The sequence below is a fragment of the Gemmobacter sp. genome, assembly GCF_016792925.1.
In the GTDB taxonomy this organism is placed as follows: Bacteria; Pseudomonadota; Alphaproteobacteria; order Rhodobacterales; family Rhodobacteraceae; genus Gemmobacter.
In genome coordinates, this window is the sequence record NZ_JAEULU010000196.1 from 1 (window position 1) to 19,850 (window position 19,850).

General features: G+C 65.8%; 19 protein-coding genes and 1 tRNA gene. 11 read left to right on the forward strand and 9 right to left on the reverse strand.

Annotated features, from left to right (window positions below):
- Positions 1 to 672, forward strand: a 672-nt coding sequence (locus JNN06_RS09175) for a 5'/3'-nucleotidase SurE (RefSeq protein ID WP_291239286.1), incomplete at its 5' end; no start/stop codon positions are given.
- Positions 669 to 1,340 carry a protein-L-isoaspartate(D-aspartate) O-methyltransferase gene (locus JNN06_RS09180; protein WP_291239287.1) on the forward strand — a complete coding sequence of 224 codons (672 nt, stop codon included), beginning with the start codon at positions 669 to 671 and terminating at the stop codon, positions 1,338 to 1,340. The genes JNN06_RS09175 and JNN06_RS09180, both read left to right, overlap by 4 nt.
- Positions 1,341 to 1,577: 237 nt before the next feature.
- Here the strand turns inward: JNN06_RS09180 and epmA are convergent, their stop codons facing one another.
- The gene (gene epmA, locus JNN06_RS09185; protein WP_291239288.1) at positions 1,578 to 2,621 is read right to left on the reverse strand and encodes an EF-P lysine aminoacylase EpmA; all 1,044 of its coding nucleotides are present in this window, start codon (positions 2,619 to 2,621) and stop codon (positions 1,578 to 1,580) included.
- A 66-nt stretch (positions 2,622 to 2,687) separates the two neighbouring features.
- On the opposite strand from epmA, the gene efp reads away from it, so the two are divergent.
- Positions 2,688 to 3,293: an elongation factor P gene (efp, locus tag JNN06_RS09190; protein ID WP_291239289.1), complete on the forward strand. Its 606-nt coding sequence runs from the start codon at positions 2,688 to 2,690 to the stop codon at positions 3,291 to 3,293.
- Positions 3,294 to 3,400: 107 nt separating this feature from the next.
- Here the strand turns inward: efp and JNN06_RS09195 are convergent, their stop codons facing one another.
- Positions 3,401 to 3,865, reverse strand: coding sequence for a Hint domain-containing protein (locus JNN06_RS09195; RefSeq protein ID WP_291239290.1), 465 nt, complete (start codon positions 3,863 to 3,865; stop codon positions 3,401 to 3,403).
- 221 nt (positions 3,866 to 4,086) lie between these two features.
- Between JNN06_RS09195 and JNN06_RS09200 the strand changes: the two genes are divergently transcribed.
- From JNN06_RS09200 to JNN06_RS09210, 3 genes are all read left to right on the forward strand, one after another.
- Positions 4,087 to 4,171 (forward strand) — tRNA-Leu (locus tag JNN06_RS09200).
- Positions 4,172 to 4,197: 26 nt separating this feature from the next.
- Positions 4,198 to 5,532 carry a trigger factor gene (tig, locus tag JNN06_RS09205; protein ID WP_291239291.1) on the forward strand — a complete coding sequence of 445 codons (1,335 nt, stop codon included), beginning with the start codon at positions 4,198 to 4,200 and terminating at the stop codon, positions 5,530 to 5,532.
- 185 nt (positions 5,533 to 5,717) lie between these two features.
- Positions 5,718 to 7,118 (forward strand): calcium-binding protein, encoded by a 1,401-nt coding sequence (locus tag JNN06_RS09210; protein ID WP_291239292.1) that lies wholly within the window; start codon positions 5,718 to 5,720, stop codon positions 7,116 to 7,118.
- Positions 7,119 to 7,125: 7 nt separating this feature from the next.
- Here the strand turns inward: JNN06_RS09210 and JNN06_RS09215 are convergent, their stop codons facing one another.
- Together JNN06_RS09215 and JNN06_RS09220 are read right to left on the reverse strand one after the other, a co-directional pair.
- Positions 7,126 to 8,061, reverse strand: coding sequence for a DMT family transporter (locus tag JNN06_RS09215; RefSeq protein ID WP_291239293.1), 936 nt, complete (start codon positions 8,059 to 8,061; stop codon positions 7,126 to 7,128).
- A gap of 90 nt (positions 8,062 to 8,151) precedes the next feature.
- A complete protein-coding gene (locus tag JNN06_RS09220) occupies positions 8,152 to 9,771 on the reverse strand; it encodes an NAD(P)H-hydrate dehydratase (protein WP_291239294.1) in 1,620 nt (539 codons plus the stop codon).
- 199 nt (positions 9,772 to 9,970) lie between these two features.
- Here JNN06_RS09220 and JNN06_RS09225 point away from each other — a divergent pair, with 199 nt between their 5' ends.
- From JNN06_RS09225 to JNN06_RS09235, 3 genes are all read left to right on the forward strand, one after another.
- The gene (locus JNN06_RS09225; protein WP_291239295.1) at positions 9,971 to 10,309 is read left to right on the forward strand and encodes a P-II family nitrogen regulator; all 339 of its coding nucleotides are present in this window, start codon (positions 9,971 to 9,973) and stop codon (positions 10,307 to 10,309) included.
- Positions 10,310 to 10,419: 110 nt separating this feature from the next.
- Positions 10,420 to 11,829, forward strand: coding sequence for a type I glutamate--ammonia ligase (gene glnA, locus JNN06_RS09230; protein WP_291239296.1), 1,410 nt, complete (start codon positions 10,420 to 10,422; stop codon positions 11,827 to 11,829).
- 287 nt (positions 11,830 to 12,116) lie between these two features.
- Complete coding sequence (locus JNN06_RS09235) at positions 12,117 to 12,530, forward strand: glyoxalase superfamily protein (RefSeq protein WP_291239297.1); 414 nt, start codon at positions 12,117 to 12,119, stop codon at positions 12,528 to 12,530.
- A 65-nt stretch (positions 12,531 to 12,595) separates the two neighbouring features.
- Here JNN06_RS09235 and JNN06_RS09240 read toward each other — a convergent pair whose 3' ends face one another.
- Complete coding sequence (locus JNN06_RS09240) at positions 12,596 to 13,378, reverse strand: DUF3445 domain-containing protein (RefSeq protein WP_291239298.1); 783 nt, start codon at positions 13,376 to 13,378, stop codon at positions 12,596 to 12,598.
- Between the two features lie 130 nt (positions 13,379 to 13,508).
- On the opposite strand from JNN06_RS09240, the gene JNN06_RS09245 reads away from it, so the two are divergent.
- Positions 13,509 to 13,793: a DUF333 domain-containing protein gene (locus JNN06_RS09245; RefSeq protein ID WP_291239299.1), complete on the forward strand. Its 285-nt coding sequence runs from the start codon at positions 13,509 to 13,511 to the stop codon at positions 13,791 to 13,793.
- Positions 13,794 to 13,797: 4 nt separating this feature from the next.
- On the opposite strand, the gene JNN06_RS09250 is transcribed toward JNN06_RS09245, so the two are convergent.
- The 3 genes from JNN06_RS09250 to purB all read right to left on the reverse strand — a co-directional run bounded on the left by JNN06_RS09250 (position 13,798) and on the right by purB (position 16,882).
- Positions 13,798 to 14,865, reverse strand: a complete 1,068-nt coding sequence (locus JNN06_RS09250) for a FliG C-terminal domain-containing protein (RefSeq protein ID WP_291239300.1) — start codon at positions 14,863 to 14,865, stop codon at positions 13,798 to 13,800.
- Positions 14,866 to 14,929: 64 nt separating this feature from the next.
- Complete coding sequence (locus tag JNN06_RS09255) at positions 14,930 to 15,463, reverse strand: tetratricopeptide repeat protein (RefSeq protein ID WP_291239301.1); 534 nt, start codon at positions 15,461 to 15,463, stop codon at positions 14,930 to 14,932.
- Between the two features lie 117 nt (positions 15,464 to 15,580).
- On the reverse strand, positions 15,581 to 16,882 hold the full coding sequence (gene purB / locus JNN06_RS09260; protein WP_291239302.1) for an adenylosuccinate lyase: 1,302 nt from the start codon (positions 16,880 to 16,882) through the stop codon (positions 15,581 to 15,583).
- A 129-nt stretch (positions 16,883 to 17,011) separates the two neighbouring features.
- On the opposite strand from purB, the gene ruvB reads away from it, so the two are divergent.
- On the forward strand, positions 17,012 to 18,037 hold the full coding sequence (ruvB, locus tag JNN06_RS09265; RefSeq protein WP_291239303.1) for a Holliday junction branch migration DNA helicase RuvB: 1,026 nt from the start codon (positions 17,012 to 17,014) through the stop codon (positions 18,035 to 18,037).
- A gap of 743 nt (positions 18,038 to 18,780) precedes the next feature.
- On the opposite strand, the gene JNN06_RS09270 is transcribed toward ruvB, so the two are convergent.
- Positions 18,781 to 19,617 carry a DMT family transporter gene (locus JNN06_RS09270; protein ID WP_291239304.1) on the reverse strand — a complete coding sequence of 279 codons (837 nt, stop codon included), beginning with the start codon at positions 19,615 to 19,617 and terminating at the stop codon, positions 18,781 to 18,783.
- Positions 19,618 to 19,850: the final 233 nt, after the last annotated feature.

Here is a 19,850-nt window from a genome sequence, read left to right on the forward strand (position 1 = left end):
CCGCGCCGCTTTGCCGCCGAGGGCAGCCCGGCGGATTGCGTTCTGGCCGGTATTTATGATGTTCTGGAGGGCGCCAAACCAGATCTTGTGTTGTCGGGCGTGAACCGGGGCAATAACTCGGCCGAGAACACGCTGTATTCCGGCACCATCGGGGGCGCGATGGAGGCGGCCTTGCAGGGCATTCCGGCCATTGCGCTGTCGCAATATATGGGGCCGGCCACCGCCGATCTGGACGACAGTTTCGAGGCGGCGCGCGCCCATGGTGCTGCGGTGGTGCGAGCGCTGCTGGAGCATGCGCCATGGGAGGCGGGCGCCGATTACCGCTTGTTCTACAATGTGAATTTCCCGCCGGTGGCGGCGGCTGATGTGAAGGGCCTGCGCCCCGCCGCGCAGGGGTTTCGCCGCGACACCGCCTTTTCGGCCGAGCCGCAGATCTCGCCCTCGGGGCGGCGCTTCCTGTGGATCAAGGGCGGGCCGCAGCACAGCCCCACGGCGCCGGGCACGGATGCGGCGGTGAACCTGGAGGGCTGGATTTCCGTCACCCCCATGCGGGCCGATCTGACGGCGCATGACCGGCTGGCAGAGCTGGCGCAAACGGTAACGGCCTATACAGTTTCGGCCCCTTTGCGGGGCGAAACTGTAACCGCATGTACAGTTGAGGGCGACGCATGAGCGAGGCCCCCAGCGGTGACGATCCGGGTGGCGATCTGGCCGAGCGCAAGATGCGCTTTCTGTTCGCGCTCCGCTCGCGCGGGGTGACCGAGGCGCGGGTGCTGACGGCGATGGAGCGGGTGGATCGCGGCTTGTTCGTGAAGGGTCTGTTTGCCGACCGCGCCTATGAGGACATGCCGCTGCCGATCTCTTGCGGTCAGACGATCAGCCAGCCCTCGGTGGTGGGGCTGATGACGCAGGCGCTGAATGTGCAGCCGCGCGATGTGGTGCTGGAGGTCGGCACCGGCTCTGGCTATCAGGCGGCGATTCTGGCGCATCTGGCGCGGCGGGTCTACACGGTGGACCGGCACCGGCGGCTGGTGCGCGAGGCGGTGGAGCTGTTCCAGGGGCTGGGGCTGGTGAACATCACGGCGGTGGCGCGCGATGGCAGTTTCGGCTGGCCCGAGCAGGCGCCGTTCGACCGCATCATCGTGACGGCTGCGGCGGAAGACCCGCCGGGCCCCTTGATGGCGCAGTTGAAGCCGGGCGGTGTGATGGTGGTGCCGGTGGGTCAAAGCGATGCGGTGCAAAGCCTGATCAAGGTGACGCGCCATGAGACCGGGTTCGACTATGAAGAGCTGCGCCCGGTGCGCTTTGTGCCGCTGGTCGAGGGGATCGCGGCGGACTGAGGCGGATTGAGCCTCGACCCTTGGGGCCGGATCCGAAAACGCATCGCGTTTTCCCGGCCCTGTGGGAACGTGGCAGCCAGACCGGATCAGCAGGACGACAGAGGCCTGCGCCCGCCCGGTGGGTGCGAAGCACCCGCCCCCCGCAGGGCGGGTGCTGGCCGGTGGCTTCGGGCCACCGGCCCGATGTGGAAACGGTATCGCATGACCTCGGCGATGGCCTCGGCCAAATGCCGACGTTTACGCCACCGGCGTCCAGATCACATGGTCGATGCTGGGGGCATGGGTGGCGAGCATCACGAGGCGGTCGAAGCCAAGCGCGATGCCGCTGGCGGGGGGCATGAGGGTGAGGGCGGCGAGGAAATCTTCGTCCAGCGGGTAGCGCTCGCCATAGACGCGCTGTTTCTCGTCCATCTCGGCCTCGAAGCGGCGGCGTTGCTCGGCGGCGTCGGTCAGCTCGCCGAAGCCGTTCGCCAGTTCGACCCCGCAGGCGTAAAGCTCGAACCGCTCGGCCAGGCGGGGATCATCCGGGCAACGCCGCGCCAGCGCGGCCTCGGCGGCGGGGTAGCGGTCAAGGATCGTCGGGCGGCCATGGCCCAGATGGGGTTCGACCTTTTCCACCAGCACGCGGCTCAGCATGTCGGACCAGGTGTCGTCAGGGGCAAAGCGGATGCCCTGCGCGGTCATCTGTGACGCGAGGGCGCCTGCGTCAGGCGTGCCGTCCGGGGCGAGGGTGGCCAGCAGGTCGATCCCGGCATGGCGGCTGAAGGCCTCGGCCACGGACAGCCGATCCGGCATGGCGAAGGGATCGCAGGTGGCGTCGCGCCAGCGCAGTTCGGTGGTTCCCGCCTGACGAGCCGCGAGGGCCAGAAAATCGGCGCAATCCTGCATCAGCACGGTGTAATCCTCGCCCACGCGATACCATTCCAGCATGGTGAATTCGGGACTGTGGCGCGGCCCGCGCTCGCGGTTGCGCCAGACATGGGCGAAGCTGGCGATGCGGGTCTCTCCGGCGGCCAGCAGCTTTTTCATGGCAAATTCGGGCGAGGTGTGCAGGAACATCCGCCGCCCCTGCCCGTCATGGCCCAAGGCGGTGGTCTCGAACCCGTGCAGATGCGCCTCATTGCCGGGGCTGGTTTGCAGCGCGGCCGGGTCGACCTCCAGAAAATCACGCTCGGCCAGCCAAAGCCGGATCGCCATCTGGATGCGCCCCCGCGCCAGAAGGCCCGCGCGGCGGCCCTCATGCACGCCGGGGCGCCACCACTCTGCCGGTCCATGGGTCATTTTCGCCTCTTTTGGCTGGAATTCCTGCGCTGATCCCGCTAAGAGCGGCGCAATCTTGCAGGACGCATGCCCTGCCCGCCTGACATAAACAAGGATTTCCCCGTGGTCAAAGTCATCGCCTCCAGCCTCCGCAAGGGCAATGTCGTCGATATCGACGGCCGCCTTTACGCCATTCTCGTGGTGGAAAACATCCACCCCGGCAAGGGCACGCCCGTCACGCAGGTCGATATGCGCCGCATCTCGGACGGGGTGAAGGTGTCGGAGCGCTGGCGCACCACCGAGCAGGTCGAGCGCGCGCATGTGGACGAATATGAATATGATTACCTCTATGAGGATGGCGAAGGCTATCACTTCATGGAGCCGCAGACCTATGAGCAGATCGTGGTCGGCGCCGATGTGATCGGCGACAACAAGGTCTATCTGCAAGAAGGCATGCGCTGCTGGGTGAAAACCTTTGAAGGTGCGGCGATTGCCATCGAATTCCCGCAGAAGATCATCGTGGAGATCACCGAGACCGAGCCGGTGGTGAAGGGGCAGACCGCCTCTTCCTCCTACAAGCCCGCGATGACCGACAGCGGGTTGCGCGTGATGGTGCCGCCGCATATCGGGCCGGGCACCCGCATCGTGATCAATACCGAAGACAATTCCTATGTGGAACGCGCCAAGGAGTGATCCTGGCGAAAGAAATGGCAAAGGCCCGGGGTTTCCCGGGCCTTTTGCGTTTGGGGCAACGAAAATTCTGCGAATTTTCGGGTGTTCCGGATTTTCTGCGAAAATCCTTAGGCGGTTTGCAGCGCCGGGGCGATGGCGAGTTCCAGCCCGCCGGCATAGATCACCACATGGGCGTCGAACTGGAGCTCGTAGAAGGCGGCCGGGGTTTCGGTCTGAAAGCGGATATATTCGCCATCGACCAGTTTCGCGGCCTCGATCACCGCCTGATCGCAGCCTTTCAGCGCCTTGGCGCGCCAGTCGCGCACCAGGATGCGGGTATCGGCGGAGATCACCATATCGTCTTCCGGCTGCTCCACCCCGATGGCCGAGGCCGAGACGCGGACCATGCGGGGGGCTGCCACCTGACGCAGACCCAGCAGGACACGGGCGCCATCGCGGGTGATCACGCGATCCCCGGCGCGCAGCGCCTCCACGGGCAGCGCGCCTTTCAGCGTCAGCACCGGGGTGCCAGCGGTGAGGGCGGTCAGGGTGGCGGTGTCATGCGCAATCGCGCCGAAAACTTCGGGGATCATGGGGTGCGACCTGTTCGTGTTTTGCTTCTGCTCTTTTCGCGGCAGATTATGGCAGGAATGCGCCCGGCGCGAGGTCTTTTTGGCGCCGCCCTTGCCGCAATCCGGGCAAGTTGCGCCAAAAGCGCGGCTGCATTTTCCGCTCGCATCCCGCGCGGGCCTTTGTTAGAAGGGCGCGGATTTTCCGGGCTTGCGCGGCCTCAATCGCGCATGTCCGGGGGAAAGCGGGTGTGGCGAAATTGGCAGACGCACCAGATTTAGGTTCTGGCGCCGCGAGGCGTGGGGGTTCAAGTCCCTCCACCCGCACCAGAGATGTGAGAAGGACGGGAACACTTATGCAGGTCACCGAGACCCTGAACGACGGTCTGAAGCGCGGCTACACCATCACGGTGACCGCGGCAGAGCTGGACGCCAAAGTCCAGGCCAAACTGGTCGAGGCGCAGCCCGAGATCGAGATGAAGGGCTTCCGCAAGGGCAAGGTGCCGATGGCCATGCTGCGCAAGCAGTTCGGCCCGCGCCTGATCGGCGAAGCGATGCAGGAAGCCATTGACGGCGCCATGCAGTCGCATTTCGAGGCCTCGGGCGACCGCCCTGCCCTTCAGCCCGACGTGAAGATGGTGAATGGCGAAGAGTGGAAAGAAGGTCAGGACGTTGTCGTCGAAATGACCTATGAGGCCCTGCCGCCGATCCCGGAGCTGGACGCCTCGAAAGTGACGCTGGAGCGTCTGGTGGTGAAGGCCGAGGATGCAGCGGTTGAAGAAGCGCTGAAGAACCTCGCCGATACCGCGAAATCGTTTGAAGACCGCAAGAAGGGCTCCAAGGCCAAGGACGGCGATCAGGTGACGATCGACTTTGAAGGCTTCATCGACGGCGTGGCCTTCGAGGGCGGCAAGGGCGAAGCCTATCCGCTGGTTCTGGGCTCGGGCTCGTTCATTCCGGGCTTTGAAGAGCAGCTGGTTGGCGCCAAAGTCGAGGATGAGGTCGAGGTCAAGGTTTCCTTCCCGGAAAGCTATGGCGCCGCGCATCTGGCGGGCAAAGAGGCCCTGTTCAAGTGCAAGGTCCATGCCGTGAAGGCGCCGCAGGCCGCCGAGCTGAACGACGAGCTGGCCAGCAAATTCGGCGCCGAGTCGCTGGACGCGCTGAAAGGCCAGATCGCCGAGCGTCTGGAAGCCGAATACAAGGGTGCCGCCCGCGCCGTGCTGAAGCGTTCGCTGCTGGATCAGCTGGATGGTCTGGTGCAGTTCGACCTGCCCTCGAAGCTGGTCGAGGCCGAGGCCGCCCAGATTGCCCACCAGCTGTGGCATGAAGAAAACCCGGACGTGCATGATCACAACCATGGTCATGTCGAGGCGACCGACGAGCACAAGAAGCTGGCCGAGCGCCGCGTGCGTTTGGGCCTGTTGCTGGCCGAAGTGGGCCGCAAGGCCGACGTGCAGGTGTCTGACCAGGAAATGACGCAAGCCGTGCTGAACGCTGCGCGTCAATATCCGGGCCAGGAGCGCGCCTTCTTTGAATTCGTGCAGAAAAACGCCCAGATGCAGCAGCAACTGCGCGCGCCGATCTTTGAAGACAAGGTGGTCGATTTCATCGTGGCTGGCGCCAAGGTGAGCGACAAGGAAATCTCGAAAGAGGATCTGCAAAAGGCGGTTGAGGCTCTCGACGAGCTTTGATCGGTCGCAGACCGGCATTTGGAAAGGCCGCGCCGCAGGGTGCGGCCTTTTCGATTCCGGGTGGGCGATGTGATGGGGGGCGATGCGGAGGGGGCGGAAAATCGGCGGGTAACATACTTGCCAACTCGCGCCTTGGTAGAATAACACCCATTCCAGATACATCTTATGTTTCTCTGGGGAATGTCATGCCGCTGTCCATATTGGCCTTGTTTTCATTGTTCGGGCTGGCATTTGCCGGGTTGGGGATCAATGGCGGCGATACGGGCGAAGATGGTGATCCTGTGGACCCTGTTGATCCGGTTGATCCCGTGGACCCGGTTGACCCGACCGATCCGGTCGATCCGGTCGATCCGGTGGACCCCGTTGATCCGGTGGACCCGACCGATCCGGTCGATCCCGTGGACCCGGTTGACCCCGTAGACCCGGTTGATCCCGTGGACCCGGTCGATCCCGTGGACCCGGTTGACCCCGTAGACCCCGTGGACCCGGTTGATCCCGTGGACCCGACCGACCCGGTTGATCCCGTCGATCCGGTGGAGCCGGAAGACCTCGATCTGGTCGGGACCGGGGGCGCCGATACGCTGTTCGGGCTTGATGGCGATGACCGTCTGGATGGCGCGGCGGGCAATGACCTGCTGACCGGCGGCGCGGGCAATGATGTGATCGCGGCTGGCGAGGGTCAGGACAGTCTCGCGGGCGGCGCGGGGAATGACGCGCTCTATTCCTGGAACATCAGCGAATATGATGATTTTCTGGGGTCTCAAGACCTGACCGGCCCGTCGCAGCTTTCGGGTGACGCAGGCAATGACACGCTGTTTGGCATGGATCTGGGCGACAGCCTTTATGGCGGCGACGGCGATGACCAGCTGCTGATTGACGAGGCCGGGATCACCGCCGAGGGCGGCGCGGGCAATGACAGCTTCTCCTTCGGTCCCGGCGTGAATTATCTGGATGGCGCGCGCGATGATGTGACGGCGCGCGGCGGTGCCGGGGATGACCTGCTGGATTTTTACGGCGCGGATCAAGACCTGTTCGGCGATGAGGGCAATGACACGCTCACGGCCAGTTGGGGCGATGGCAATGTGCTGCAAGGCGGCACGGACGACGATCAGCTGACCCTTGCAGGCGATGGCGGCGGCGGTGGTCTGCATGGCGGTGACGGCAATGACACGATCACCAGCTATGCCACCGGGGATGTGCAGGAGGTTGGCAATGGCAACCAGCTTTCGGGCGGTGATGGCGATGACCAGATCATTCTGCACCATAATGATGGCAGCTATATGAGCGGCGGCGCCGGGCAGGACAGCTTTACCCTGCTGGACAGCTACACCACTGATCCGTTCAGCGAGACCACGATCGAAGACTTCAACCCCGCCGAGGATCAGATCATCCTGGGCACGGCGGATGGGCAGGCGGACGGGCTGCGCATCGAGTTCGACAGCGCCGCGCGCGAGGCGCGGGTTTACCTGCCCGATCCGAATGCCGTGTTTGATCCCGGCCTGCCTGCGGAATATCTGGCGCTGCGGGTGGCGAATATCGACGCCTTTGACGCCTCGATGATCCAGATCGTGCAGGCGCCCGTCTGAGGCCGCGTCAGGCCGCGCCCTGCGAGTGGGGGCGCGGCTGTGGTGTGCGCAGCACGGCGAGGCCCGCGCCGACCAGAATGGCGATGCCTGCCCATGTCACGGCATCGGGCCAATCGCCCCAGACCAGCCAGCCCCACAAAAGCCCCCAGAGCAGTGCAGAATATTCAAAGGGCGCGAGGCTGGCCGAAGGGGCGATGCGATAGGCCTGGTTCAGCAGCGTCAGGCCAAGCGCCGCGATGGCGCCGCAGCCCGCCATCAGCGCAAGGTCAGCCAGCGGCGGCGTGACCCAGGGGCGCAGGAGGAAAGACAGGCTGGGATGCAGGCCCGCCACCTCCCACCCGCCGCGGCCAAACACCAGCGACAGCAGCAAAGCCAGCGCCAGAAACACCAGATTGCCGTGAAAGGCCAGCGCGGCGGCGCTGAACTGGCCTTGCAGCCGCGCAAGGATCATCGACAGCGCATAGGCCATGCCCGAGGTGATGGCGAGGATCGCCGCCAGATCGACCGGGGCGGCATCGGGGCGCAGGATGACCAGCACGCCCAGAAACCCCACCGCCACGGCCAGCCAGCGCGCGGGGCTGACCCGCTCGCCCAGCAGCAGCACCGACAGCACGACGATCATCAGGGGCGCCGAGAAATAGAGCGCCACGGTGGTGGCAATCGGCAGGGCGGGCAGCGCGAGGTAATAGCCTGTATAGGCGGCAAAGCTGACAAAGCCGCGCAGGATCATCCGAGGCCAGCCCGGCGCGATCAGGCTGCGCGCGCCGCCTGTGGCGCAGGCCAGCGCGAACAGCAGCGGCGCGGCAGCAAGGCTGCGCAGCACCATGGCCTGATGCAGCGGATAATCTCCGGAGAGCCGCTTGAGGATCAGGTCTTGCAGCGAGAACACCGCGATGCCCGCCAGCAGGCTCAGGATGCCCGGCAGGGCGGAACGCGGGGTCATGGGGCACCTTTGGCGGCTGATCTGGCCTTGAGCCTAGCGCATGGCCGCGCGGCGGCGCAGCGGTTTGCGACAGATCGCGCCGCAAACGGATCAGAGGCCGAGGGCGCGGAACACCCGTGGCAGCGCCTCGGGCAGGTCTTCGGCGATGAGGCCGGGGCCGAAGCTGAGCGCGCAGTCCACATGCAGCCAGGCGGCGGTGCAGGCGGCCTCGAAGGGCTGAAACCCGCGCGCCAGCAGGCCGGTGATGAAGCCTGCCAGCACATCGCCCGACCCGGCGGTGGCGAGCCAGGGCGCCGCGCGGTCATAGGTGGCGGCGTTGATGGCCTCTTGCCCATGCGGCCCGGCAATCACCGTATCGGCGCCCTTGAACAGCACCACGCAGCCTGCCCGCGCGGCAGCCTCGCGCGTGGCGTCCAGCTTGGAATAGGCCGGGCCGGTGATGGCGGGTTCGGCGAGTTTCGCGGCCAGATCGGGGAACAGCCGGGCAAATTCGCCCGCATGGGGGGTGAGGATGCAGCGGGGGGACAGCAGGGCCGGCCAGTTGTCCATCGCGGCCAAAGCGGTCAGCGCATCGGCATCCAGCACGACGGCAGGCGCCTGCCGCGCGACCGGCAGCAGGGCCGCCGCCCGATCCACCCCCAGCCCCGGCCCGAGGCAGAGCGCGTTGATGCGCTTGTCGGCAAGGGCATCGGTCAGGGCCTCAGGCCCGGCAATCTCTCGCAGCATGATGGCGTTCAGCTGCGCGGCATGTTCGGCCATGGCATCGGGCGGGGCACCAAGTGTCACCAGCCCTGCCCCGATGCGCAGCGCCCCCCGCGCCGCCAACCGCGCCGCGCCCCCCCGGCCCCTGGGGCCGGAGAGGATGAGGGCGTGGCCGTGGGTGAATTTGTGTTCGCCACCAGTTCGGCCCCACCAGTTGCGCTGGCTGGATTTGTCCAAGCCTTGCGGCCATGGCTTCACCTCGCGCACACCGTCGCCCGTATCGGGCAGACCAATATCCACCACCTGCAATCGGCCACAATAGCGCGGCCCGTCTTGCAACACATGGCCCAGCTTGCGGCGATGAAAGGTGACCGTCAGATCCGCAGCGCGGGCGTGATAGGTCGGGCCATCATCCCGGATCAAACGGCCACTGTCTGCGCAAAGACCGCTGGGAATATCAATCGCCACAAGCCTGCACCGCAGGTCATAAAGGTCGTCTTCACGCACCTCGCTCAGAAGCCCCCCGGCATCCCCAAGCGGGCGGGTCAGGCCGATGCCGAACAAAGCATCCACCACCACCACCTCGCCAAAATTCTTCGCCGACATGGGCACAGTCGTATCCAGCGCGAAGATCGCGCGCTCGACCCAAGCCGAGTCCAGCCCTTCGGGGTCATAGAGATCGACGCGCCCCATCGCCTGCCAGCGCAGGTAGTTGGTCAGGGCATCGGGGGGCAAGCGGTCCGGTTCGCCATAAAGCAGCACATGCACCTCCCAGCCGCGCTGGTGCAGCAGGCGCGCCACAACGAAGCCGTCGGCGCCATTATGGCCGGGGCCGCAGAGGACCACGGCGCGGTGGGTGCCCTCCGTGAGGGCCGGCCATTCGGCCAGAATCGCCGCCACAACCCCTGCCCCGGCCCGCTCCATCAGCGTGAGCCCGGTGACGGCGCCGGATTCGATGGCAGCACGCTCGATGGCGCGCATTTGGGCAGAGGTTAGCAATTCGGTCATTTTTTGCGGCTTTTTCTGTTCTCAAAACGCCCGCCAGAAAGGCGATATGCACAAATTTTAGGCGGCGCCTGCAATTTCCACCGCCCGTGAGCGCAAGCACCAGCCTAGCCGATTGTGGCGCGTGCAGGGAAGTGGTGACTGGACCGCGACAGTCGTTACCGCGCTGCAAGATCGCGGTCGTTACCGGGGGAGTTGGCCAGTGAAGAAGATCGAGGCGATCATCAAGCCGTTCAAACTGGACGAGGTGAAGGAAGCCCTGCAAGAGGCCGGGATCCAGGGCCTCAGCGTCACCGAGGTGAAGGGCTTTGGCCGCCAGAAAGGCCATACCGAACTGTATCGCGGCGCCGAATATGTGGTCGATTTCCTGCCCAAGGTGAAGATCGAGGTCGTCCTGTCGGATGACATGGTGGATGCCGCCATCGAGGCCATCATCGCCGCCGCCCGCACCGACAAGATCGGCGACGGCAAGATCTTCGTCTCGCCCGTGGAACAGGCCATCCGCATCCGCACCGGCGAAACCGGCGACGACGCGATCTGACGTTTCTTGGCCGGGCCTGCGAATTTTCGCCGAAAATTCGGGGTGCGGCACCCGAGAAAACCAGGGGTGGCAACGCCCCTCCCGCAACACCCTAACCGAAAGGCAGCATGATGAGCGCGATTGCGAAAGCTCTGAAACTGATCAAGGACGAGGAGGTCGAATATGTCGACGTCCGCTTCACCGACCCGAAGGGCAAGCTCCAGCACGTGACCATCGTGGTGGACCTGATCGACGAGGACTTCTTTGAAGAAGGCTTCATGTTCGACGGCTCCTCGATCGCGGGCTGGAAGTCGATCGACCAGTCGGACATGAAACTGATCCCGGATGCGACCTCGGTCTATCTGGACCCCTTCTATGCCGAGAAAACCCTCTGCGTGCATTGCGACGTGGTCGAGCCCGACACCAACGAGGCCTATGACCGTTGCCCGCGCCAGATCGCCAAGAAGGCCGAGGCTTACCTGAAGTCCTCGGGCGTGGGCGATGCGGCCTATTTCGGCCCGGAAGCCGAATTCTTCATCTTTGACGACGTGCGCTATTCGGTCGCGCCGAACAAGGTGTCGTATCAGATCGACGCCGAAGCGGCAGCCTGGAACACCGACACCGTGGTCGAAGGCGGCAACCTGGCGCATCGCGCCGGTTACAAGGGCGGCTATTTCCCGGTGAACCCGGTGGACGAGGCCCAGGACCTGCGCGGCGAGATGCTCTCGACCATGAAGCGCATGGGCATCAAGGTCGACAAGCACCACCACGAGGTCGCCACCTGCCAGCACGAGCTGGGCATGATCTTTGGCGGTCTGGTCGAACAGGCCGACAACATCCAGAAATACAAGTATGTGATCCACAATGTGGCCCATGCTTACGGCAAGACCGTGACCTTCATGCCCAAGCCCATGAAGGGCGACAACGGCTCGGGGATGCACGTCAACATGTCGATCTGGAAAGACGGCAAGCCCTTGTTCGCAGGCGACAAATACGCCGATCTGAGCCAGGAGGCCCTGTGGTTCATCGGCGGCATCCTGAAGCATGCCAAGGCGCTGAACGCGCTGACCAACCCCTCGACCAACAGCTACAAGCGCCTGATCCCGGGCTTTGAAGCACCGGTTCTGCGCGCCTATTCGGCCCGCAACCGGTCGGGCTGCGTCCGTATTCCGTGGACCGAATCGCCGAAAGCCAAGCGCGTGGAAGCCCGCTTCCCCGATCCGGCCGCGAACCCCTATCTGGCCTTTGCCGCCCTGCTGATGGCGGGCCTTGACGGGATCAAGAACAAGATCGACCCCGGGCCGGCCTCGGACAAGGATCTGTATGATCTGCCGCCGGAAGAACTGGCCGCGATCCCGACCGTCTGCGGGTCCTTGCGCGAAGCGCTGGAAGAGCTGGAGAAGGACATGGACTTCCTGCTCGCCGGTGGCGTGTTCGAGAAATCGCAGCTGGAAGCCTATATCGCCCTGAAATGGGAAGAGGTTTATGCCTATGAGCATACCCCTCACCCGGTGGAATATGCGATGTATTACTCCTGCTGATCCCTTTGGGGGTCGCGAGAAAGGGTGCCTTCGGGCACCCTTTTTTATTCCTGCTGATCCCTTTGGGGTTTGGCCAGAAAGGGCGCCTTCGGGCGCCCTTTTGGCTTGGCGCCTTCGGGCTTGACTTGCGCGCGGCGCATCCCCATCTGGGGGTCATGGCGCCGGTGCGCCAGCCGCCCGCAGGGGAAACCCATGGTGAAGCACCGGATCATCGTCACATCTTTCGGGGGTGACACTTCGGCAATGCGGGCCCCGGAGCGGCGGAGCGATCCCCCGTGGAGATGACCATGACCACAGGCTTGAACGAGACCAAGACCCAGGCCAAACGGCTGGCGGCGGTGCTGTCGCAGGGCGGGGCCAAGGTGCCGCTGTCACGCGCCTATGAAATCCTTGCACAAAGCGCGGGCTTTGCCGATTGGAACACGCTGTCAGCGCATCTGAGCCAGCAGCCCGCCCCCGGCTGGCGGCTGGGGGATCGCGTGCGCGGGCGCTATATCGGCCAGGTTTTCGAGGGCCGCGTGCATGGCTTGCGCCGCAAGGGCAGCCTGACCGAGATCGAGATTCAGGCCGATCATCCGGTGAATGTCTCGCGCTCGGCGCTGTTCGAGGCGCCGCGTCGGCGGCTGCGGGCGACGATTGGCGCCGATGGGCGCTCGGTCACCGCGACCTCGGACGGGGTGCCACACCTGATTGTGGAGTGACGGAAAGGGCGCCTGAGGGCGCCCTTTTTTTTCAACGACTTGCGGCGCGGTCTTCAGAAATTACTTTAATGATGCGCGGCCAGAAGGCCGTCGCGTTCCGCGACCGTGAGATGGGCCACCGGCACGAGATAGGTGTGGATCGAGAACACCACGGCGCGGCTGACGGGCAGGCGCTTGAGGCATTGCCGCTCGCAGCGGATATAGGTCAGGTCGCGCGGGCGCGGACGGGCCTCGCCCTCCAGACGGGGCTGGAACAGGGTCGGGTCGTCATAGGTCAGCCAGTTCATCCGCCACAGCGCCTGTTCCGGGCGGATTGCATCGAACAGGCGCTGCACCCGACGGGCGACATCCTCGGTATAGGGGGTGACGGGGATGTGGATGGCGGTCATCGGGCGGCCGATCTTCTGCGCCAGCGTCCAGCTGGCCGGAAAGCAGAGGATGGCGGCGGTGAGGCGATGCTCGTGGCCGTCATGGGCCAGCAGGCAGAGGTCTTCCTGCACCAGCCGCCCGGCGGTGAGCATCGGCTGGCTGCGATCCAGCGCCACGGTGACGCCATCGGGGCGGGTCACGCTATCGGCGCCAAGGCGATAGCCCTCGGTCCGACGGAGGCTTTCCAGCACATGATCCAGCAATTCCTGCGCGGCAGGCTCGGCCTCGGGCAGCAGGGCATGAACGAGATCAGGCGTGGCCGCGATGCGGGCGTCGCGCTCGGCCATTTGGCCCGCGAAAGCATCATCCACCCGCAGCCAGTCATCGCCTTCGACCGGCAGGATGCCGGGCAGGCGCGCGGTGCGCGGGTCCATCCAGGGGGCGAAAGGCAGGCGGGATTGCAGGATCGGCTGGGTCATGGCGGCAGCCTAGCGGCGCGGGGGGCGGCTGAAAAGCCCGCTGCTGGCAAGGGGGGGCGCGGGGCTGCGGCCCCCCTTGTGGAATCACGCCTGAGCGCGGAATGTCGTTCAAAGTTTACCGGAGCTGCCCATGACCCCGCCCCGCCTGTCGCCACCCTCCCATTTGCTGCCCCGCCTTTGCCTGTTGGGCAGCTTGATGCTGCTGGCCGCCTGTGGCGGCGGCGGGGGCGGCGGATCGAAAGCGGCGCCGGGGCAATGGGCCTCGATGGCCAATCCGGCCTCGAAATACTGTGCCGAACTGGGCGGGCGGTTGGAGATTCGCGCCGAACAGGCGGGCGAAGCGGGCTATTGCCACCTGCCCGACGGATCGGTGATGGAGGAATGGCAGCTGTATCGCGGCAAGAACAGCCTCTGAGCCGTCACTCCTCATCCTCTTCGCGTTTCAGCACGATCTCGCCCGTGGTGGCGAGGCCGCGAATGGCCTCGATCAGCGCGGTCTGCGCGGCTTCGGCATCGCGTTCCTTCACCTTGCCGCGCTCTGCGATCTCCTCGCGCAGGGTTTGCGCCATGCGCTGCGAGAGGTTGGCCAGCACAAATTCGGCAGCGGCCTCGCGGTCGGCCTGCCCGGTGGCGCCCGCCAGCGCGACGACGAGGGTGGCCTGATCGACGGCCCGGGTGAGCTTGGGCACGTCGCGCGGATTGAGCCGGATCGGCAGATGGACAAAGGTGAAGATCGCCTTGCGCACCTGTTCGGCAAAGCCCGCATCCGATTCCTCCAGGCCCCGCAGCACCTCCTCACGCGTGAGTTCGGCGGCAGAGTTGAGGATCGCCCCCACCCGCTCCACCGGCCCGGCATCGAAGGCCTTGGCCGGCACATTGTCGAGCTGGTTGAGCAGCGACAAGCCGATCCGGCGCACCGTGCCGGGATCGACATTGCCGGTGCGCGACATGGCAAAGGCCACGCGGCGGGCCTTTTCGCCGGGCAATTTGCCCAGCAGCGCCGCCGCCTTGGGCACCGGCAGTTTCGACAGCATGATGGCGGCGACCTCGGTGCTTTCCTCCTCCAGCACCGGATGCAGCGCCTCGGGTGGCAGGGCGGTGATGCGATCCCAGGGGTCGGCATCGGGGCGGATGCCCACCATGCGGCGCAGGCGCGAGGCGGTGGCATTGGAAATATGGCCGTCCATCAAGGACAAGGCCCCTTCCAACCCGCCGGGGAAGGACAGGCCGACCTGTTCCAGCTCGCCCAGGAACTCGGCCACCACCGCCTCGACCGTGGCGCGATCGACCAGCCGCATCTGGCCGATCTGCTGCGCCAGCTCGGCCTGCATGCCATCGGGCAGCGCCGAGAGTGGCAGCGGCGAACCTTCGGCCAGCATGAGCCGCACGATGATCGCGGCCTTTTGCCGCCGCGACATGGCGACGGGTGCAGCCCGCCGCGGCACCGCGATCTGGGCCGGTTTGATTTGAGCAAGCGCCTGCGCCATGCCGCCTCCTGATTCCCTTTTGGGGTTCAGATTGGCAGGCGCAGGTTAACGCGGACTGAACCGCTTACCAGTTCACGGTTTGCCCGGTCACAATCGCCTGTGCCAGCGCCTGATGCGCCCATGTATCGCCGCCCCCTTGCGCGGCGATGGCGGCAAGCTCGGCCTTGGCCATTTCAAATTCGCCTTGCTCCACAAGGGCTTGGCCGTAATAGCTGCGGGCGAGGAGATTGCCGGGATTGTGCAGGATCGCGGCCTCGTAGGCGGCCAGACCGGCCTCGATCTGGCCGGATTTGCGCAGGGTGAAGGCATTGTAGGTCATCACGCGGTCGGTTGCCCCTTCGGTCATCGCGGCCAGCACGCGGCGGGCCTCATCGGCGCGCCCGGCCCAGGCCAGCTCGCGCACGGCGCGGAAGCGGGTGTCATCGTCCAGCCGCGCCTCCTCGGGGGCGACGCAGGCCTTGGTTTTCTCGTCCCAGACCAGACCGTCCTTGCATTGGGTGGTGGTCTCGGTCGGCGTGGGGGGCGCGGTGTCGTCGGACCCGGCGGCGAAAGCGGCGAGCGGGAAGGCGGCGAGGGCGAAGGGCAGAAGGAAACGCATGGCGAGGCTCCGGTTGCGGGATGCGGGGATGATAGGGCGAAATGCGAAAAGGGCGAGCCTTCCGGCCCGCCCTTTCTGCACTTGCACCCCTTTGGGCGCTGTTCCCTGCGGAACAGATCAGCCGAAGACGCGCTTGAAGATCGTATCCACGTGTTTGGTGTGATAGCCGAGGTCGAATTTCTCCTCGATTTCCGCCGGGCTGAGGGCGGCGGTCACTTCTGCATCGGCCAAGAGCTCGGTCTTGAAATCGGCGCCTTTCTCCCAGACCTTCATCGCGTTGCGCTGGACAAGGCGGTAGCTGTCTTCGCGCGACACGCCCGCTTGCGTCAGCGCCAGCAGCACGCGCTGCGACATGACCAGACCTTTGAACTTGTTCATGTTGCGCAGCATGTTTTCCGGGTAGATCACCAGCTTTTCCACCACACCGGCCAAGCGATGCAGCGCGAAATCCAGCGTGATCGTGGTGTCGGGGCCAATGGCGCGCTCGACCGAGGAATGGCTGATGTCACGCTCGTGCCAAAGGGCCACGTTTTCCAGTGCCGGGATCACCGACATGCGCACAAGGCGCGCAAGGCCGGTGAGGTTTTCGGTCAGCACCGGGTTGCGCTTGTGCGGCATGGCGCTGCTGCCCTTCTGGCCGGGCGAGAAGAATTCTTCGGCCTCCAGCACCTCGGTGCGCTGCATGTGGCGGATCTCGATGGCGATGTTTTCGATGCTGGAGGCGATGACGCCCAAAGTGGCGAAGAACATGGCGTGGCGGTCGCGCGGGATCACCTGGGTGGAGACGGGTTCCGCCATCAGGCCCAGTTTCTCGCAGACATATTCTTCCACGAAGGGGTCGATATTGGCGAAAGTGCCGACCGCGCCGGAAATGGCGCCGGTGCGGATTTCCTCGCGCGCGGCGACGAGGCGGCGGCGGTTCCGGTCCATCTCGGCGTAGAAGCGGGCGAAGGTGAGGCCCATGGTGGTCGGCTCGGCATGGATGCCATGGCTGCGGCCGATGCGGACGGTGTCCTTATGCTCATGTGCGCGGGTTTTCAGCGCGGCCAGCACGCGGTCCAGCCCGACCAGCAGCAGATCGGCGGCGCGGACCAGCTGGATATTCAGCGTGGTGTCCAGCACGTCCGAGGAGGTCATGCCCTGATGGACGAAACGCGCATCCTCCGAGCCGATATGTTCGGCCAGATGGGTGAGGAAGGCGATGACATCATGCTTGGTGACGGCCTCGATCTCGTCGATGCGGGCGACATCGAAGGTCACATCCTTGGCCTTCCACACGGCTTCGGCATTGGCCTTGGGGATCACGCCGAGGATGGCCTGTGCGTCGCAGGCATGGGCCTCGATCTCGTACCAGATGCGGAAGCGGGTCTGGGGGTCCCAGATGGCGACCATGTCGGGGCGGGAATAGCGCGGGATCATCGGGCGGCCTTTCGGTAGGGGCGGAGTTGCCGCCCCCTTAGCGTCAAGTGGCCCTCAAGGCAACCTTGCGCCCGGCCCTGCTGTTGCAGCACCTTGCCAAATCGCCCGCGTTCGGGGATTGTTCCGGCCATGACCCAATCCGACCCCGCCCTGCGCCCCGAGAAGATGCCCGAGGACCATGACCGCGCCTTGCGGCCTCAGGTGCTGGAGGATTTCGTGGGCCAGGCCGAGGCGCGGGCCAATCTGGCGGTGTTCATCGAAAGCGCCCGGATGCGCGGCGAGGCGATGGATCACACGCTGTTCCATGGGCCGCCGGGCTTGGGCAAGACGACGCTCGCGCAGATCATGGCGCGGGAATTGGGGGTGGGGTTTCGCATGACCTCGGGGCCGGTGCTGGCGAAGCCGGGCGATCTGGCGGCGATTTTGACGAACCTTGAGCCGCGCGATGTGCTGTTCATCGACGAGATTCACCGGCTGTCGCCGGTGGTGGAGGAGGTGCTGTATCCGGCGATGGAGGATTTCGCGCTGGATCTGGTGATTGGCGAGGGGCCGGCGGCGCGGACGGTGCGGATTGATTTGCAGCCCTTCACGCTGGTGGGGGCGACCACGCGGCTGGGGCTGCTGACCACGCCGCTGCGCGACAGGTTCGGCATCCCCACGCGGTTGCAGTTTTATACGGAGGCGGAGCTGGACCATATCGTGACGCGCGGGGCGCGGCTCTTGGGGATCGAGCCTTTGCCCGAGGGCACGCGCGAGATTGCCCGGCGCGCGCGCGGCACGCCGCGGATTGCCGGGCGGCTGTTGCGCCGGGTGGTGGATTTCGTGACGGTGGAGGGCGATGGCCGCCTGACGCGGGCCATTGCCGACAAGGCGCTGACCCGGATGGGGGTGGATAATCTGGGGCTCGACGGGGCGGACCGGCGTTACATGCTGCTTTTGGCCGAGAATTATGGCGGCGGCCCGGTGGGGGTAGAGACGATTGCCGCCGCCCTGTCGGAAAGCCGCGATGCGATCGAGGAGGTGATCGAGCCCTATCTGTTGCAGCAAGGCCTGATCCAGCGCACACCGCGCGGGCGGATGCTGGCGGCAAAGGCCTGGCGGCATATCGGGCTGGAGCCGCCCAAGGCGCCCACGCAGGCGGGGCTGTTCGACTGACAGGTGAGGGGCAGAGTTGGCCCGAAGCCAGCCGGTGAGCCGCCCTGTGGGGGCCAATGCGCGCCTCCCGGTCCTTGTCCCCATGGCCGAGGCCATCGCCTCGCTCATACGGCGCCGTCGCCGCATTTGGGCCGGTGGTCCAAAGCCACCGGTCATGCGTTGAAACGGCCTGGCTGCACCCTGCCCACAAGGCCGGGGAAACGCGGTGCCTTTTATATTCCCGGCGCAACTGGCTGAGGCCATCGCCGAGGTCATGTTGAAACGCCTGCGAGTTCGGGCCGCGGGCCCGAAGCCCACGGCCATGCGTTCAAACGGTCTGGCTACACCCTGCCCACAAGGCCGGGGAAACGCGGCGCGTTTTCTGTTTCCGGCCCAACTGGCCGAGGCCATCGCCGAGGTCATGCGGCACCGTTTCCACATCGGGCCGGTGGCCCGAAGCCACCGGCCAGCGCCCGCCCTGCGGGGGGCGGGTGCTTCGCACCCACCGGGCGGGCGCTGGCCTTTCGGTCATGCGTTGAAACGGTCTGGCTGCACCGCTCCCACAGGGGCGGCGAAACGCATGCGTTTCGTCTTCCGCCCCCTGATGTCCCAATTGACCGACGCCATCGCCGAGGTCATGCGGCACCGTTTTCGCACCCACCGGGCGGGCGATGGCCTCGGTTACATGGGCTGACGCGGTTTGCCTTGCCGTTTCCACACGTGCGGGGAAACGCGCTGCGTTTCCTGACCCGCCCGATCCCCCCTCACAACCGCGTCACGATCACTCCGCCCACGATCAGCACCGCTGCCATGGCCTTGTCGCGGGTCATCCTCTCGCCAAAGACCAGCCAGCCGATCAGCACGGCAAAGAGGATCGAGGTCTCGCGCAGCGCCGCCACCACGGCAATCGGCGCCACGGTCATCGCCCAGATGGAAATCGCATAGGCCCCATAAGAGGCCAGCGAGGCGAAACTTCCCACCGCCCAGGCCCGCGCGTCGCGCGGCACCACGCCCGCGCCGCGCCAGATCAGGCTTCCAGCGGTAAAAATCAGCCCATCCGCCACGAAGACCCAGGCCACATAGCTGATCGCATCGCCCGAGACCCGCGCGCCCAAGCCATCCAGCAGCGTATAGGTCGCCGTGGCCGCCGCAGACCCCAGGGCGAAGGGGATCAGGCGGCGGCTCTCGCCATCGGTGAACACCCCCCGCGCCATCAGCGCGATGCCGCAAGCCAGCAGCGCCACCCCGGCATATTGCGCCCCGGTGATCGCGTCATCGAGGAAAAACGCCCCGAACAGCGCCACCGCCAAAGGCGCCGCCCCCCGCGCCAGCGGATAGACCCGGCTCAGATCGCCGCGATCATAGGCGAAGACCAGAAAGGTCTTGTAAAAGAAATGCGTGCATCCGGCGGCGATCACCCAGGGCCAGGCCTCGGGGTTGATCGGCGCGCGCGGCAGCGCGACGGCGAGGCCGATGGGCACCTCGGCCACCGAAAGGATGACCATGGCACCCACCCGCGAGGCCCCCACCTTGATCAACGCATTCCACAGCGCATGCAGAAAGGCCGCGCCCAGAACCGCCAACAGAACCCAGATGCTCACGCCTGCCCCTCCTGCCACGGCCCCTCATAGCGCGTCGGCAGAGCCAAGGCTTGCCGGAAAACGACGCGGAGGCAAGGGCTTGACGTGGCGCGCGCTACCCCTCAGGTTGAGCGCAACGAGAGGTTGACGGTGGTCTGGCATGACACGGCACAAGAGACTGTGGCAGGGGCTTGGCGCGGCGGTGCTTTGGCTGATGACAAGCCAGACCCATGCGCAAGACGCCGATCTTGCCG

Excerpts from the sequence above, each read along its gene's own strand:
- JNN06_RS09245 (WP_291239299.1), top strand. The coding sequence starts at position 13,509 with ATGACCCCGCCCCGCCTGTCGCCACCCTCCCATTTGCTGCCCCGCCTT.
- JNN06_RS09195 (WP_291239290.1), bottom strand. The coding sequence starts at position 3,865 with ATGATCCCCGAAGTTTTCGGCGCGATTGCGCATGACACCGCCACCCTG.
- JNN06_RS09215 (WP_291239293.1), bottom strand. The coding sequence starts at position 8,061 with ATGACCCCGCGTTCCGCCCTGCCGGGCATCCTGAGCCTGCTGGCGGGC.
- JNN06_RS09240 (WP_291239298.1), bottom strand. The coding sequence starts at position 13,378 with ATGACCCAGCCGATCCTGCAATCCCGCCTGCCTTTCGCCCCCTGGATG.
- JNN06_RS09180 (WP_291239287.1), top strand. The coding sequence starts at position 669 with ATGAGCGAGGCCCCCAGCGGTGACGATCCGGGTGGCGATCTGGCCGAG.
- glnA (WP_291239296.1), top strand. The coding sequence starts at position 10,420 with ATGAGCGCGATTGCGAAAGCTCTGAAACTGATCAAGGACGAGGAGGTC.
- purB (WP_291239302.1), bottom strand. The coding sequence starts at position 16,882 with ATGATCCCGCGCTATTCCCGCCCCGACATGGTCGCCATCTGGGACCCC.
- JNN06_RS09220 (WP_291239294.1), bottom strand. The coding sequence starts at position 9,771 with ATGACCGAATTGCTAACCTCTGCCCAAATGCGCGCCATCGAGCGTGCT.
- JNN06_RS09255 (WP_291239301.1), bottom strand. The coding sequence starts at position 15,463 with ATGCGTTTCCTTCTGCCCTTCGCCCTCGCCGCCTTCCCGCTCGCCGCT.
- efp (WP_291239289.1), top strand. The coding sequence starts at position 2,688 with ATGCCCTGCCCGCCTGACATAAACAAGGATTTCCCCGTGGTCAAAGTC.
- JNN06_RS09235 (WP_291239297.1), top strand. The coding sequence starts at position 12,117 with ATGACCACAGGCTTGAACGAGACCAAGACCCAGGCCAAACGGCTGGCG.
- tig (WP_291239291.1), top strand. The coding sequence starts at position 4,198 with ATGCAGGTCACCGAGACCCTGAACGACGGTCTGAAGCGCGGCTACACC.
- JNN06_RS09250 (WP_291239300.1), bottom strand. The coding sequence starts at position 14,865 with ATGGCGCAGGCGCTTGCTCAAATCAAACCGGCCCAGATCGCGGTGCCG.
- ruvB (WP_291239303.1), top strand. The coding sequence starts at position 17,012 with ATGACCCAATCCGACCCCGCCCTGCGCCCCGAGAAGATGCCCGAGGAC.
- epmA (WP_291239288.1), bottom strand. The coding sequence starts at position 2,621 with ATGACCCATGGACCGGCAGAGTGGTGGCGCCCCGGCGTGCATGAGGGC.
- JNN06_RS09210 (WP_291239292.1), top strand. The coding sequence starts at position 5,718 with ATGCCGCTGTCCATATTGGCCTTGTTTTCATTGTTCGGGCTGGCATTT.